General features: G+C 72.6%; 15 protein-coding genes. 9 read left to right on the top strand and 6 right to left on the bottom strand.

From position 1 onward, the window contains the following. Nucleotides 1–61: 61 nt before the first annotated feature. Nucleotides 62–838 (bottom strand): DeoR/GlpR family DNA-binding transcription regulator, encoded by a 777-nt coding sequence (locus AXF14_RS00555; RefSeq protein ID WP_067939036.1) that lies wholly within the window; start codon nucleotides 836–838, stop codon nucleotides 62–64. Between the two features lie 184 nt (nucleotides 839–1022). On the opposite strand from AXF14_RS00555, the gene AXF14_RS00550 reads away from it, so the two are divergent. Next, a complete protein-coding gene (locus tag AXF14_RS00550; RefSeq protein ID WP_067939034.1) occupies nucleotides 1023–1463 on the top strand; it encodes a VOC family protein in 441 nt (146 codons plus the stop codon). 112 nt (nucleotides 1464–1575) lie between these two features. Here the strand turns inward: AXF14_RS00550 and AXF14_RS00545 are convergent, their stop codons facing one another. After that, entirely contained in the window at nucleotides 1576–2358 is a 783-nt protein-coding gene (locus tag AXF14_RS00545) for a DeoR/GlpR family DNA-binding transcription regulator (protein WP_067939032.1), read from the bottom strand. 134 nt (nucleotides 2359–2492) lie between these two features. Between AXF14_RS00545 and AXF14_RS00540 the strand changes: the two genes are divergently transcribed. After that, nucleotides 2493–2672 (top strand): hypothetical protein, encoded by a 180-nt coding sequence (locus AXF14_RS00540; RefSeq protein ID WP_067939031.1) that lies wholly within the window; start codon nucleotides 2493–2495, stop codon nucleotides 2670–2672. Nucleotides 2673–2793: 121 nt separating this feature from the next. On the opposite strand, the gene AXF14_RS00535 is transcribed toward AXF14_RS00540, so the two are convergent. Beyond that, the gene (locus AXF14_RS00535) at nucleotides 2794–3834 is read right to left on the bottom strand and encodes an NAD(P)-dependent alcohol dehydrogenase (protein WP_067943824.1); all 1041 of its coding nucleotides are present in this window, start codon (nucleotides 3832–3834) and stop codon (nucleotides 2794–2796) included. 87 nt (nucleotides 3835–3921) lie between these two features. Between AXF14_RS00535 and AXF14_RS00530 the strand changes: the two genes are divergently transcribed. The 3 genes from AXF14_RS00530 to AXF14_RS00520 all read left to right on the top strand — a co-directional run bounded on the left by AXF14_RS00530 (nucleotide 3922) and on the right by AXF14_RS00520 (nucleotide 6503). After that, entirely contained in the window at nucleotides 3922–4758 is an 837-nt protein-coding gene (locus tag AXF14_RS00530; protein WP_236755718.1) for a GDSL-type esterase/lipase family protein, read from the top strand. A 3-nt stretch (nucleotides 4759–4761) separates the two neighbouring features. Further along, the gene (locus AXF14_RS00525) at nucleotides 4762–5187 is read left to right on the top strand and encodes a DUF1304 domain-containing protein (protein WP_236755703.1); all 426 of its coding nucleotides are present in this window, start codon (nucleotides 4762–4764) and stop codon (nucleotides 5185–5187) included. Between the two features lie 347 nt (nucleotides 5188–5534). Further along, the gene (locus AXF14_RS00520) at nucleotides 5535–6503 is read left to right on the top strand and encodes a DUF4300 family protein (protein WP_067939029.1); all 969 of its coding nucleotides are present in this window, start codon (nucleotides 5535–5537) and stop codon (nucleotides 6501–6503) included. A 409-nt stretch (nucleotides 6504–6912) separates the two neighbouring features. On the opposite strand, the gene AXF14_RS00515 is transcribed toward AXF14_RS00520, so the two are convergent. The 3 genes from AXF14_RS00515 to AXF14_RS00505 are packed head-to-tail and all read right to left on the bottom strand — an operon-like array spanning nucleotide 6913 to nucleotide 9668. Beyond that, nucleotides 6913–8019, bottom strand: coding sequence for an IS110 family RNA-guided transposase (locus AXF14_RS00515; protein WP_067939027.1), 1107 nt, complete (start codon nucleotides 8017–8019; stop codon nucleotides 6913–6915). Beyond that, entirely contained in the window at nucleotides 8009–9088 is a 1080-nt protein-coding gene (locus AXF14_RS00510; protein ID WP_211260106.1) for a zinc-binding dehydrogenase, read from the bottom strand. The genes AXF14_RS00515 and AXF14_RS00510 overlap by 11 nt, the downstream gene beginning before the upstream one ends. A 1-nt stretch (nucleotide 9089) precedes the next feature. Further along, nucleotides 9090–9668, bottom strand: coding sequence for a PadR family transcriptional regulator (locus AXF14_RS00505; protein ID WP_067939022.1), 579 nt, complete (start codon nucleotides 9666–9668; stop codon nucleotides 9090–9092). A gap of 173 nt (nucleotides 9669–9841) precedes the next feature. Here AXF14_RS00505 and AXF14_RS00500 point away from each other — a divergent pair, with 173 nt between their 5' ends. From AXF14_RS00500 to AXF14_RS00485, 4 genes are read left to right on the top strand one after another with little or no spacing between them, the layout of a single operon-like run. Next, complete coding sequence (locus AXF14_RS00500; protein ID WP_067943818.1) at nucleotides 9842–10699, top strand: ABC transporter ATP-binding protein; 858 nt, start codon at nucleotides 9842–9844, stop codon at nucleotides 10697–10699. Continuing rightward, nucleotides 10696–11346, top strand: coding sequence for an ABC transporter permease (locus AXF14_RS00495; RefSeq protein WP_067939020.1), 651 nt, complete (start codon nucleotides 10696–10698; stop codon nucleotides 11344–11346). Before AXF14_RS00500 ends, AXF14_RS00495 begins: the two co-directional genes overlap by 4 nt. After that, nucleotides 11343–12020 carry an ABC transporter permease gene (locus AXF14_RS00490; RefSeq protein WP_067939018.1) on the top strand — a complete coding sequence of 226 codons (678 nt, stop codon included), beginning with the start codon at nucleotides 11343–11345 and terminating at the stop codon, nucleotides 12018–12020. Before AXF14_RS00495 ends, AXF14_RS00490 begins: the two co-directional genes overlap by 4 nt. Beyond that, nucleotides 12017–12994, top strand: a complete 978-nt coding sequence (locus AXF14_RS00485; RefSeq protein WP_067939014.1) for an ABC transporter substrate-binding protein — start codon at nucleotides 12017–12019, stop codon at nucleotides 12992–12994. Before AXF14_RS00490 ends, AXF14_RS00485 begins: the two co-directional genes overlap by 4 nt. The last annotated feature ends 36 nt before the right edge of the window (nucleotides 12995–13030 follow it).

The following is a 13030-nucleotide window of genomic DNA, read 5'->3' as shown; positions in this document are numbered from 1 at the left end:
CGCCCCGCGCGATCGCGCTGGGCGGCTGCGGCGCCCGGCGCGGCTGATCCGCCGAGCCCCCTCAGAGGCCGACGTCGAGGACCTGCACCTCGACGCCGGCCTCTCTCAGGGCCTCCAGCTCGTCGGGGTCGATGTCGCTCGTCGTGAGGAGCAGGTCGAGGTCGGAGGCGTCGCCGAAGCGGTAGGTGTGGGTCCGCGCGATCTTGCGCGGCGCGATCGGCAGGACGGCTCGGGACGCGGAGGCGAGGATCGCCCGCTTGATCGTGGCGTCGTCGGACTCGATGACGGTGAGGCCGTCCGCGAGGGAGACGGCGCAGGTGGACAGCACGGCGACGTCGGCGCGGAATCGGCGCACGGCGTCGACGGCCTCCGTGGAGAACAGGGAGCCGGACTCGGGGTCGACGAGGCCGCCCGCGACCGTGACGGCCGCGCCGCGCTGCGAGGAAACGGCCCCGGCGGCGCCGAGCGAGAGGCACAGGGCCCGGATGTCGCGGCCGGCGAGCTCCTCCGCCACCATCTCGCAGGTGGTGCCCGAGTCGATGATGACGCTCTCGCCGTCCTCGATGAGGGCCGCCGTGGCGCGCGCCAGGACGCGCTTGGCCTCGACGTCCTCGGTGCGGCGCTGCGCGACGGGGCGCAGGGAGCCGCGGTGAGGGGCGCGCAGCGCGCCTCCGTGGACGCGGATGACCCGCCCCTCGTGGGCGAGCTGGGCGAGGTCGCGGCGGATCGTGATGACGGAGACCCCGGTGAGCCGGGACAGCGCGTTGACGCTTCGCACCTCGGTGGGGGAGAGGGCTGAGACGAGGCTGCGGCGACGCTCCTCGGGGGCGGTGGGCACGGAACCTCCCGGTGATGACGAACTGATCGTTTTGCCGTCGACCGATCGGTGACGGTGATCGAATGATCGCATACCTTTGATGTCAACGCGGACGGAGGCAGCAAGTCGCCGCAGAACCGTTGAGAGATCAGGATCCAGTCCGAGTGATCGAACGATCGGACGGGCTGGGCGAAGGAGAGTCATCATGCCGCACATCGACCACGCCGCCATCTGGGTCGCCGACCTCGACGACGCCCGCGACTTCTACTCGCACTGGTTCAACGGCCACTCCAACGGCCTCTACGAGAACCCCGAGACCGGACTGCGCACCCACATCCTCCACTTCGCCGACGCCCTTGAGGACCGCCGCGGGACCCGCCTCGAGCTCATGACCCGCCCCGATGTCGCCGCCCTCGGCAAGGACAAGGGCCTGGGCTGGGCCCACGTCTCCTTCAAGCTCGACGACCGCGAGCAGGTCGACCGCCTCGCCGCCAACATGACCGAGGCCGGCGTCCGCGTCGTCGACGGCCCTTGCGAGACCGGCGACGGCTACTACGAGGCCTCCGTCCTCGACCCCGAGGGCAACACCGTCGAGATCCTCGCCGGCGACTACAGCGACGAGGTCGCCCTGCGTCCCACCTGCTGACCCCGAGCTCCCGGGAGGCGGGTATGGGAGTGCTCCGCCGCCCCGGTTCCCTGAGCGGCGCCCCGCACCACCGGTGCGGGGCGCCGTCGTGCCCGTGAGGCCGTCCGTTCGCTCAGACCTCGAGGAGCTCCACGGCGACGCCCGCCTCGCGCAGGTCGGCGACCGTCTCCCCGTCGACCTCGCTGGTCGTGAGGAGGGCGTCGAGGTCCGCGAGGTCGCCGAAGCGGTAGGTCGAGGATCGCGTCAGCTTTCGGGGCGTCGCCGGCATGAGGCGTCGTGCGCTCGAGGCGATGATCGCCGCCTTGAGCGTCGCGTCGTAGTCCTCGGTACAGGTCAGTCCGCTCGCGAGCGAGGTCGCGCAGGCGCCGAGCACGCCGACGTCGGCCCGGAAGCGGCGCACGGCGTCGACGGCCGGCGTGGTCAGCATGGCGAGGGTGTCCGTCTCGACCGCGCCGCCGGGGACGGAGACGATCGGGCCGGGCGTGGAGGCCAGGGTGACGGCAGCTGACAGGGACAGGCACAGCACCCGGATGTCGCGCCCGACGAGCTCGGCGGCCACGAGCTCGCAGGTCGTGCCGTTGTCGATGATGACGCTCTCCCCGTCCTCGATCATCGCCGCCGTCGCCCGGGCCAGCACCCGCTTAGCCTCGACGTCCTCCGTGCGGCGCAGACTGATCGGCTGAGGGGCGCCGCGCAGGGGCGCGCGCAGGGCTCCGCCGTGGACGCGGGTGACGAGTCCCTCGGCGGCGAGTGAGGCCAGGTCTCGGCGGATCGTCACGCCCGAGACTCCGGTGAGCCGGGCGAGCGCGTTCACGGAGAGCGCCGTCGTGGGGGAGAGGGCCCGCAGGATCTGCCGCTTGCGCTCGGTGTGTGCGCCGGGGCTGGTGCTCGTCATCGTCGTCTCCTCGGGTCGACCGTGTGATCACTTCTCTGCGAAATGAAGATTCCGGACGATCATATGCTCACCTACCGTTGAGTCATCGCAGGGATAGACGTCGAGATCCCAACGCGATCCCGGGTAACCAGGAGATGATCACGATGCTCAACCGCCTCGCCGCCGCCCTCACTCAGACCACCGCCGCCGTCGCCGAAGTCTTCGACGGCTGGTTCACCGCGACCTCCGCCGAGGTGCTCCGAGCCCGCCACGGCGACCGCGCCGCCTACCTCCGCGACGTCCTCACCGGCTCGATCGAGATCGAGGCCTTCTGAGGAGCGCCTCCCCTCGCACGGGGCGCCGCCGGCGCGCAGACGCCGTCGGGCCCGGGCCGTCGTGGGGACGGTCCGGGCCCGACGGCCGTCACGGAGGTCGTGCTCCTCGGGGCGGAGACGCTCAGAAGGTCGAGGTGTCGATGACGTAGCGGTAGCGGACCCTGGAGTCCACGACGGCGTCGTAGGCGGCCGTGATCTCCTCGCCGGAGATGACCTCGACCTGCGGGTGCACGCCGTGCTCGGCGCAGAAGTCGAGCATCTCCTGGGTCTCCGCGATGCCGCCGATGTTCGAGCCGGCCAGGGCCTTCGAGCCGATGACGAGAGACGACAGGTGCAGCGTCGTCGGGGCCTCCGGCAGGCCGACGTCGACGAAGGTGCCGAGCGGCTTGAGCGTGCCGATGAGACCGCCGTAGTCGAGGTCGTCCGCGCTCACGGTGCAGATGATGAGGTCGAAGGAGGCCCGCAGGGACTCGAGCGTCCCCTCCTCGCTCGTCGCGTGGAACTCCGTGGCGCCGAAGCGCCGGGCGTCGGCCTCCTTGGAACGGCCGTGGGAGATGACGACGCTCTCCGCGCCCATGGCGGCGGAGAGCTGGACCGCCATGTGCCCGAGCCCTCCCATGCCGACGACGGCGACGCGCTTGCCCGGGCCCGCGCCGAAGCGCCTGGGCGGCGAGTAGGTCGTGATCCCGGCGCGCAGCAGCGGGGCGGCGGCCTCGAAGGGGATCTCGTCGGGGATCCGGCAGGCGAAGTCCTCGCTCACCGTGAATCCCTGGGCGTAGCCGCCTGCCGTCGGGTTGCCGTCGGCGTCGTCGCCGTAGGTCCACAGGGTGCTGGGAAGGCCGCCCGGGGTGCCCGTGCAGAACTGCTCCTGGTCGGCGCGGCACATCTCGCACTCGCCGTACGAGTTCACCATGCAGCCGACGCCGACCTTGTCACCGACCTTGAAGCGGGTGACGGCCTCGCCGACGCGGGAGACGACGCCGGCGATCTCGTGCCCGGGCGTGAGGGGGAACCTCGCCGGCCCCCACTCCTCGCGGGCGGTGTGGATGTCGGAGTGACAGATGCCGGCGTACCTGACGTCGAAGTAGACGTCGTGCGGGCCGGGCTCGGGGATGGTGATGGTGGTGCGGTGGAACCGGGTGGTGGTGTCGTTGCGGTGCAGGCGCGCCCATTCTCCCGCGTCGGGGTGTCCCGCGTCTCGCCGTGCGCCATCGATCGTCACGGGACCTCCGACCTAGACTTGTGACACGTGAACACCGAGGAAATCGCGCAGTCCTTCCCGCCGCACGTCGCCCGTATCCGGCACCTGAGGACCCCCGTCGCCGCGGCCGAGGCCGCCATCGCCCAGCGCTGCGTCCGCCTCGCCCCCGAGCCCCCCGGCGAGCGCACCGGCCTCATCACCCCCGACGGCCGGCGCCTCCCCACCGACGCCGCCCGCCCCGAGCGCGCCGAGCCGCCGCTGCGCCTCGTCGCCGTCGGCGACTCGCTGGTCGCGGGCTCCGGCGTCGCCGACCAGGCCGACTCGTTCATCCCGCGCATCGCCGAGAAGGTCGCCGCCGCCTCCGGCCGTGACGTCACCTGGGCCACCCACGCCCGTCTCGGCTCCACCATGCGCCGCGTCCGCTACACGTTCATGCCCGAGGTCGACTCCGCCGACGTCCTCTTCGTGTGTGCCGGCTCCAACGACCTCCTCGCCCGCCGCTCCACGGAGGAGTGGACCGAGGACTTCACGGCCGTCCTCGACGCCGCCGCCGCGCGAGCCCGCCACGTCGTCGCCTGCTCCGCAGGCCAGCTCTACCGCAGCCCGTCGCTCATGCCCGTCCTGCGCTCCGTCCTCCTCGAGCGCACCGCCGCCCAGACCGAGGTCTCGGCCCGTCTGTGCGCCGAGCGCGGCGTGCCCTACATCGACTTCTCCGAGATGGTGCCGAACGAGGGCTTCTGGGCCGAGGACGGCTTCCACCCCTCCGGCGTCGGCTACGAGCTCGCCTCCGGCACCGTCGCCGACGCCGTCACGACCTCCCTCGCCCTCGATGACGCCGACCCCGCCGCGGCCGAGGACCCCGCCCCGACCCGGAAGGCCTCCTGACCCGTGCTCACCGTCACCCCCGCCGTCGTCCTCGCCGCCTGCGGCCTGGCAGCCGCGCTCCTCGCCGGCGCCCTCCACGTCATCATCTTCTGGATGGAGTCCTTCGCCTGGGAAGGGCCGCTCGCCCGCAAGACCTTCGGCGGGACGGCGGAGGAGGCCCGGCCGCACGCCTTCTACGCTTACAACCAGGGCTTCTACAACCTCTTCCTCGCCGTCGAGGTCGTCCTCGGCACCGTCCTGGCCTGGACCGCCGGCGGTGGCCTCGTCTGGGCCGGCTTCGCCCTCGTCGTCTTCGGCTGCGCGTCCATGCTCGGCGCCGCGATCGCGCTCGCGGCCAAGTCCGCCGAGCACCGGGCCGCGGCCGCCAAGCAGGGCGCCCTGCCCGCGCTCGCTCTCATCTGCCTGCTCGCCTCCTACCTGGTCGGCTGAGCCGGTGAGCACGGCCGACGACGTCGGGCCGCAGCGAGGGAAAGGCCACAGCGCGCAATCCCATGAGCGCCGCCGCGCTCGGGGAGGACATCGACGATCGTCCCGCGTGAACACCTCGATGCTCTTCCTCGACCTTGTGGGCCGGGGCGACCGTCCACGTCTCCATGCGGGACATGGCGACGAACGGCAACCGCCTGTGGGCCGGCGCCCTCCTCTCGGGGACGGGCGCTCCCTCCGTCCGGGGGAGGAGGGCGGGGGCGGCGAGGTTCGCCCCGCGGGCCGACGCCGACGGCCGGGCGCGACCGTACGTTGCTCGCAGCTCTTCACCGACCTCGAACGGAACCACTGTGGACATCTCCCGCCGCGCCCTGCTCTCCCTCACCGCCGTCGCCGGCGGTGCCGCCGCCCTCGGCACCTCCGCCGCCCAGGCCCGCGCCGACCTCGCCGCGGCCCGCACCTCGACCAAGGGCTCGTCGCTGCCACAGGCCGCCCACCGCACGGTGCCGACCGACGGCCTCACCGTCGGGACCTTCACCAACCTCGCCTCGGCCGCCTCCCGCGACGCCGTGCGCCGCCAGCTCGTCGCCGCCGGCGTCCCGGCCGAGCGCGTCACCGTCACCATGAACCACGCCGAGCAGGTCTACGCCGCCGTCGGCACCACGGGCCTCGCCACCGGCTTCCGCTCGCTCGCCAAGCAGCCCGCCCGGTACGACGCCTACGCCATGCAGGACGACTGGACCGCGAAGCACCCCGACTTCCCCGGCTACAACTGCCGCCTCACCGCCTACACGCTCGCGAGCTCCATCATCAAGGTCGCCGGGACCGCCTCGCCCAAGGCGCCCCTGTACGACGACCTCTTCATGGATCACGACGCCATCAAGGTCGACAAGGCGGCCGTCCCCAGCGCCCGCGACCGCGTCCGCTTCGACTCCGTGTGGACCGCCGTCCTCACCACCCGCACGAAGAAGGTCGCGACCCAGCTCGCCACCCTCCAGAAGGCCTGGCGCTCCCGCGGTGTCTCCTTCACCGCCGGCCCGCTCAGCCTCATCTCGGTCGTCATGTACACCGAGCTGGAGAAGCCCGAGCTCTTCATCGGGCACACCGGCGTCCTCATCGAGCGCACCGACGGCACGCTCCTCCTCGTCGAGAAGCTCGCCTTCCAGGAGCCCTACCAGGCCACCGTCTTCTCCCGCCGCCAGCAGGTGAGCGACTACCTCATGCGCAAGTACGACGCCGACCCGGCCAGCACGGACGCCCCGGCCATGATCCTCGAGAACGACCGCCTCATCGAGGGCTACTGCCGCGTCAAGACCTGACGACGGAGCCGGGGCGCCTCACCGCGCGCCGTGGGTCCGATGAACCGGGCGCCTCAGGCCCAGGGCAGGCCGACGAGCTTGGCGGGCGGGCCGCCGCGGGCCATGTCCGACTGATATGTAGGGGTTTCCTGTCAAGTGGCAGGGTGAAGAGGGGGCATCCACTGGCCGGTGGGTGCCCCCTCTTCGGCGTTGGCCGGTGGGGTGGGGGTGGCGTGTCTGGTGTCGACGCGTGGTCAGTCTGATATGCGCGGGTCTGTGTGCCGCATGACGCTGGTTTCGGTGGGAGGAGCTGGCTTGTCTGAGGTCGAGCGTGCCCTTGGGGGTGCTCACAGTCGAATCGCCGGTGTCCTCCTCACGCTGCTTCCCCTCTGGGCCCTGGTGGTGCCGGTCAGCGCGGTCTGTGGGCGTTCTAGTGGTCCATGACGGCCAGGGACCAGCACCAGCCTGCGAGCTCCCGGGCGATGGCGGTGTTGGCGATCGTGTGACGTTTGTGGTGGCTGGCCAGGGTCTGCCAGCGCCTGTTCAGGCGCCTGTTGCCGGTGTCGGCCCGGGTGGCGACGTCCCCGGGGACCTTGGCCCATGCGGCTCGCAGGGCGGGGCCGGGGCGGTAGGGGCTCTTGTGCTGCCAGGCGGCTTCGGTCAGGAGACGTCGGGCGTGGGTGTTGCCGGTCTTGGTGATGCCGCCCTGGGTGCGGGTCTGGCCCGAGGAGTGCTCGCAGGGGACCAGTCCGAGGTAGGAGGCGATGGTCGCGCCGGTGAAGCGGTGCCAGTCGCCGATCTCGACGGCGAGGGCGAAGCCGGTCAGTGTGGAGATGCCTCTCAGGCAGGACAGGCGGGCGGTGACGGGGGTGAACTCACTGTCGGCGGCCAGGGCGGCGATGGCGGTATCGAGGCGGTCGCGTCGTGCCAGGGTGTGGGTGACGGTGTCGTAGGCGTCGTCGAAGGCCGCGGTGGCGCCGGCGCCCAGGGCGGGGACGTCCTCGCGGCGCAGTGCGCGCAGCCAAGCGTCGTGGGCGGGTCCCCAGGTGGTCTTGCCGGGGTAGACCCATCCGCGGCGCAGCAGCATCTTGGACAGGCGGTGGCGGGCGGCCATGAGGTCGGTGCGGGCGTCGTCGCGGGATCGCACCAGGTCGCGGGCGCCCTCCTGGGCCAGGGTAGGGATGCGCACGGGCGTGATCGTGCCGTTCAGGGCGCACTCGGCCAGGAACATCGCGTCGGTGCGGTCGGTCTTGACCCGCTGTCCGGCGGGGCGGGCCAGCTTCGAGGGTGCGGCGACCTGCACCCGGTGGCCCGCGGCGGTCAGCTCGCGGGCCAGTCCGAAGCCGGTGGGGCCTGCCTCGTAGGTGATCAGCAGTGGTCCGTGCTCGGCGGCCAGGCGTGAGGCCAGGTCGATGGTGTGGCTGTACTCGCCGTCCAGGCGGCGTTGGATCACCTCGCCGGTGAGGGTATCGATGGCGGCGGCACTCACGCTGCGGGCGTGAACGTCCAGCCCCAGGCTTGTACGCTCAGTAATCACCAGGGTCTCCTATGCATGTCGGCACCCCGCAGCGGTCCCCTAACGACCGCCTCGGTGGTGATCCACGAAGGTTGCATACGCGAGGCCCTGGCCCACAAGACCACGACGGCCTCGCGCACCCCCATAGCGTCTGAGCGGCCACGATCTCCTCCAGCGGGTAGGAGCGCACCGGCAGGAGGTTGAGCGCACCGGAGGCGATTCGGTCCAGCACCCGCTGGAGCTCCGCGGCCGGCAGGTCGCTCGACTCACCCGAGCAGGCGGTGAGGCGCACGCCGTTGGGCAGCCAGTCCATCGGGTAGAACGTCGGGATCGTCCACGAGTCGGAGAGCATCCCGGCGAAGCACACGGTCCCGTGCACCCTGGTGGCGAGCAGGGAGTCGCGCAGGGTCGGCACGCCGACGAGCTCGAGGACGCCGTCGACGCCGCCCGGCACGAGCTCGCGCACCCGCCCGGCCACGTCGCCGTCGTCGAGGACCGGCTCGAGGCCCCGTTCGGCGAGGGCCGCCAGGCCCGCCTCGTGACGAGAGGTGGCCAGCACCCGGCATCCGCGGTCGCGCGCCAGCGCGCCGGCCGCCAGACCGAGCGCGGACGTCCCGCCGCGCACGAGGAGCGTCCCGCCGGCGGGCAGGTCCAGGCCCGTCGTGAGGGAGCCGTGGGCGGTCTGGAGGGTCTCGGGGACCGAGCCGATCGTCGCCCAGTCCAGGTCGGAGGAGAAGGGGAGGACCTGCGCGCGGGGCACGACGACGTACTGCGCGTAGCCGCCGTCGAAGGCGCGCCCCATCCCGCCCATCATCGTGGCGACCTGCGTGCCCGGGGCGAGGACGCCGTCGGGGTTGAGGTCGACGACTCCGCTGGCCTCGATGCCGAGGACGCGCGCGTAGGACATGCCGCCGGCCTGGCCGGTGACCGAGTGGTACTCGGAGCGGTCGAGGCCGAAGGCCATGACCTTGATCCGCACCCAGCCCGGCCGCGGGGCGGGGACGGGGACGTCGGTGACCGTGAGGTTCTCGATGCCGGGCGCCGTGAGGACGGCGGCGCGCATGGTGCTCGGGGTGGTGCTCGTGCTCATCTCAGCTCTCCTCGGGGGTGGTGGTCGCGCCGCCGGGCGCGGCCGGGCGGACCGCCTCGGCGGGGGCGGCGAGCATCTCGCGCAGCCAGATGATCTCGGCCCGTCGCGAGGCCCCTGCCACGCGGATCATGCCGAGCCGGTAGGGATCCTCCTCCTGGGAGGCGCGGCGGGGGCGCCCGTCGTCGTAGAAGAAGGCGGGCGGTTCGCCGGTGAGGACGTCCAGGCGGCGTTCGAGGACCGCGCGCCTCGCGGCGGCGTCGGGCAGGTGGGAGAGGAAGGCGAGGTGCTCGAGGAAGCTCGGCATGGAGGCGATCGCCGACTCGCTCGGTTCGCGGAGGAGCTCGTGGAGGCGCTCGCGGCCGGCGGTGGTGATGGTGAGGACCTTCCGGGCGCGTCCCCGCGCGCCGGGCGCCTCGGTGCGGGTGAGCATCCCGGCCTTCTCGAGACGCGCGAGGGCGGGGTAGAGGGCGCCCTCGGAGAGGTGGGAGCCGGGGCCGCCGAGCTCGTTGATGCGGCGGCGCAGCTCGTAGCCGTGGAGGGGGCCGTCGTCGAGGAATCCGAGGATCTTGAGGTCGAGCACGCCAGCACAATACATCGAGTCGCACTAACTCGGAAACGCTGCTACGGTGGAAGCGCCTCGCTGCCAGGGCGAGCGCGGAAGGGGGACGAGTGACCTCGACCCGAGTCGGACCGACCGACGGCACCACCACCAGCGCTCAGGACGCCGCGCCCACGGGCCCGTCCGCGAGCACCATCGTCTTCGACGCCGTCACCAAGCGGTACCCGGGCGGCGCGCCCGGCGCCCGCCCCGCCGTCGAGGCGTTCAGCGCCGAGCTCCGCCCCGGCGCCATCACCGTCCTCCTCGGCTCCTCCGGCTGCGGCAAGACCACGCTCCTGCGCATGGTCAACCGCATGGTCGAGCCGACCTCAGGGCGCGTCCTCATCGACGGCGAGGACGTCACCCGGGGCGACGCCGTCGCCCTGCGCCGCTCCATCGGCTACGTCATGCAGAACGGCGGCCTGCTCCCGCACCGCCGCGTCATCGACAACATCGCCCTCGTCCCGCGCCTGTCCGGGGCCTCCCGGGCCGACGCCCACGATCGCGCCCGCGAGCTCATGGAGCTCGTCGGCCTCGACGCCTCCCTCGCCCGCCGCTACCCGCACCAGCTCTCTGGCGGCCAGGCGCAGCGCGTCGGCGTCGCCAGGGCCCTCGCCGCCGACCCCGGCGTCCTCCTCATGGACGAGCCCTTCGGGGCCGTCGACCCGCTCGTGCGCCGCGAGCTCCAGCACGAGCTCTGGCGCCTCCAGGGGGAGCTCGCCAAGACCGTCCTCTTCGTCACCCACGACGTCGACGAGGCCCTGGCGCTGGGCGACGACATCATCCTGCTGCGCGAGGGAGCCGAGATCGCCCAGCGCGGCACCGGCCCCGAGCTCCTCGAGCACCCCGCCGACGACTTCGTCATCCGCTTCCTCGGCCTCGACGACGCCGCCCGCGCCCGCCGCCTGCGCGAGGTCGCCGACGCCACCGACGCCGTCGCCAGCCGGGGCGGCGGCACCACGAACGCCGCCGGCCCGGCCGACGGTCACCCGGCGGGCGCGGAGTCCGCATGAGCTGGGTCGCCGCGAACCTGCCGCTCATCGCCTCCTACCTGGGCGCCCACCTCGCCCAGGCGCTGCCGGCGATCGCCGCGAGCCTGGTCCTGGCGATCCCCATCGCCCGGCTCGCCCAGCGCGTCCCGTGGCTACGCGGGGTCCTCGTGTCGGGCTCCTCCCTCCTCTACGCGATCCCCTCGCTCGCACTCTTCGTCATCCTCCCCGTCATCCTCGGCACGGGGATCCGGGACACGGTCAACGTCGTCGTCGCCCTCACCCTCTACGGCCTCGCACTTCTGGTGCCGGCCACGGTCGACGCCCTCGAGTCCGTCGACCGCGCCGTCGTCGACGCCGCCGCCGCCATGGGCATGGGTCGCACCCGCCGCTTCCTCGCCGTCGAGCTGCCGCTGGCCGGCCCGACGATCCTCGCGGGCCTGCGCGTCGTCACGGTCTCGACGATCTCGCTCACCACGGTGGGCGCGGTCCTGGGCGTGCGCAGCCTCGGATTCCTCTTCACCGACGGCTTCCAGCGCGGCCTCACCGCGGAGATCGTCACCGGCATCCTCGTCACCGCCGCGCTCGCCCTCCTCCTCGACCTCGTGGTGCTGCTCGCCGGACGCCTCGTCCTGCCGTGGACGGCCGGTGCGAAGGGGGCCCGCGCATGAGCTACCTCCTCGCCGCCCTCGCCTACGTCGCCGACGGCTCCCACTGGTCCGGGGCGCTCGGCATCGGCACCCTCCTCGCCCAGCACGTCGGCTACTCCCTCCTGGGCGTCGCGATCGCCGCCGTCATCGGCGTCCCGCTCGGATGGCTCGTCGGGCACACCGGCCGCGGTCGCGACGCCGCCGCGGCGCTGTCCGGCTCGGCCCGCGCCCTGCCCACCCTCGGCCTGGTCACCCTCTTCGGGATCGCGCTCGGCATCGGGCTGACCGCCCCGATGCTCGCCTTCGTCATCCTCGCCCTGCCGAGCGTCCTCACCGGCGCCTACACCGGCATCGAGTCCGCCTCGCGCGTCGCCGTCGACGGCGCCCGCTCCTCCGGCATGAGCGAGGCCCAGGTCCTCACCCGGGTCGAGGTCCCGCTGGGAGCACCCCTGCTGGTCGGGGGCCTGCGCTCGGCGAGCCTCCAGGTCATCGCCACCGCGACCCTGGCCGCCTACACGGGCGCCGGAGGCCTCGGCCGCCTCATGTTCCTCGGGCTCAAGACTCAGGACTACGCGATGATGCTGGCCTCCGCGGTCCTCGTCATCGCCCTCGCCCTCGTCTCCGAGATCGTCTTCATCCTCATCCAGCGCGCCGTCACCCCGGCCGGCGCGCGCAACCGGAAGGAACGCCCATGACCGCTCCCAGCAACCACCGGCAGCCTCGCGCGCTCACGCGCCGCGCCGTCCTCGGAGGCGCCGGCGCCCTCGCCGCCGCCGCGACCCTGGCCGCCTGCGGCGGGGGAGACTCCGACCCGCTGTCCAGCTCCTCCGACGCCGTCACCTCGGGCGCGTCCGGCTCCGCCGCCCCCGGCAGCATCGTCGTCGGCTCGCAGCAGTACTACTCCAACGAGATCATCGCCGAGCTCTACGCCCAGGTCATCGAGAACGCGGGACTCACGGTGACCCGCCAGTACCAGATCGGCCAGCGCGAGGTGTACCTGCCCGAGCTCGAGTCCGGCAAGATCCACGTCATGCCCGAGTACGGCGGCAACCTCCTCCAGTACTACGTCAAGGACTCCGACGCCACGAGCGGCGACGAGATCCAGACGGCTCTCAAGGAGGCCCTCCCGGACGGCCTCACCGTCCTCGACCCCGCCGAGGCCACCGACCAGGACTCCTACACGGTGACCAAGGACGAGGCGAGCTCGAAGGGCCTGTCCTCCATCGCGGACCTCGCCAAGCTCGGCGGCACCGTCACCATCGCCGCGAACTCCGAGTTCGCCACCCGCCCCTACGGCCCCGACGGCCTCAAGGAGGTCTACGGCGTCGACGCCTCCGTCACCCCCGTCGAGGACTCCGGCGGCCCGCTCACCGTCAAGGCCCTCACCGACGGCACCGTGCAGGTGGCCGACATCTACACGGCCGACCCTGCCATCGAGAAGAACGACCTCGTCGTCCTCGAGGACCCGAAGAACCTCGTCCTGCCCGAGCAGGTGACCCCGCTCGTTGCGGCGGGCCTCGACTCGAAGGCCGTCGACGCGATCAACGCGGTCCAGGCCAAGCTGACGACGGACGAGCTCCGCTCGCTCAACTCGGAGTCCACGGTCGACGAGAAGGACTCGGCGACCATCGCCACGGCCTGGCTCACGAAGCAGGGCCTGCTCAAGTAGTCGTCCGTCGTCCCACCGCGGACACGGCCCCGGGCA

The organism is Actinomyces radicidentis, from assembly GCF_001553565.1.
GTDB classification, from domain to species: Bacteria; Actinomycetota; Actinomycetes; order Actinomycetales; family Actinomycetaceae; genus Actinomyces; species Actinomyces radicidentis.
Note: the sequence above shows the minus strand (reverse complement) of the source record. Positions and strands in the feature narration are given on the sequence as shown.

Excerpts from the sequence above, each read along its gene's own strand:
- AXF14_RS00550 (WP_067939034.1), top strand. The coding sequence starts at position 1,023 with ATGCCGCACATCGACCACGCCGCCATCTGGGTCGCCGACCTCGACGAC.
- AXF14_RS00545 (WP_067939032.1), bottom strand. The coding sequence starts at position 2,358 with ATGACGAGCACCAGCCCCGGCGCACACACCGAGCGCAAGCGGCAGATC.
- AXF14_RS00540 (WP_067939031.1), top strand. The coding sequence starts at position 2,493 with ATGATCACGATGCTCAACCGCCTCGCCGCCGCCCTCACTCAGACCACC.
- AXF14_RS00510 (WP_211260106.1), bottom strand. The coding sequence starts at position 9,088 with ATGAGCACGAGCACCACCCCGAGCACCATGCGCGCCGCCGTCCTCACG.
- AXF14_RS00495 (WP_067939020.1), top strand. The coding sequence starts at position 10,696 with ATGAGCTGGGTCGCCGCGAACCTGCCGCTCATCGCCTCCTACCTGGGC.
- AXF14_RS00490 (WP_067939018.1), top strand. The coding sequence starts at position 11,343 with ATGAGCTACCTCCTCGCCGCCCTCGCCTACGTCGCCGACGGCTCCCAC.
- AXF14_RS00485 (WP_067939014.1), top strand. The coding sequence starts at position 12,017 with ATGACCGCTCCCAGCAACCACCGGCAGCCTCGCGCGCTCACGCGCCGC.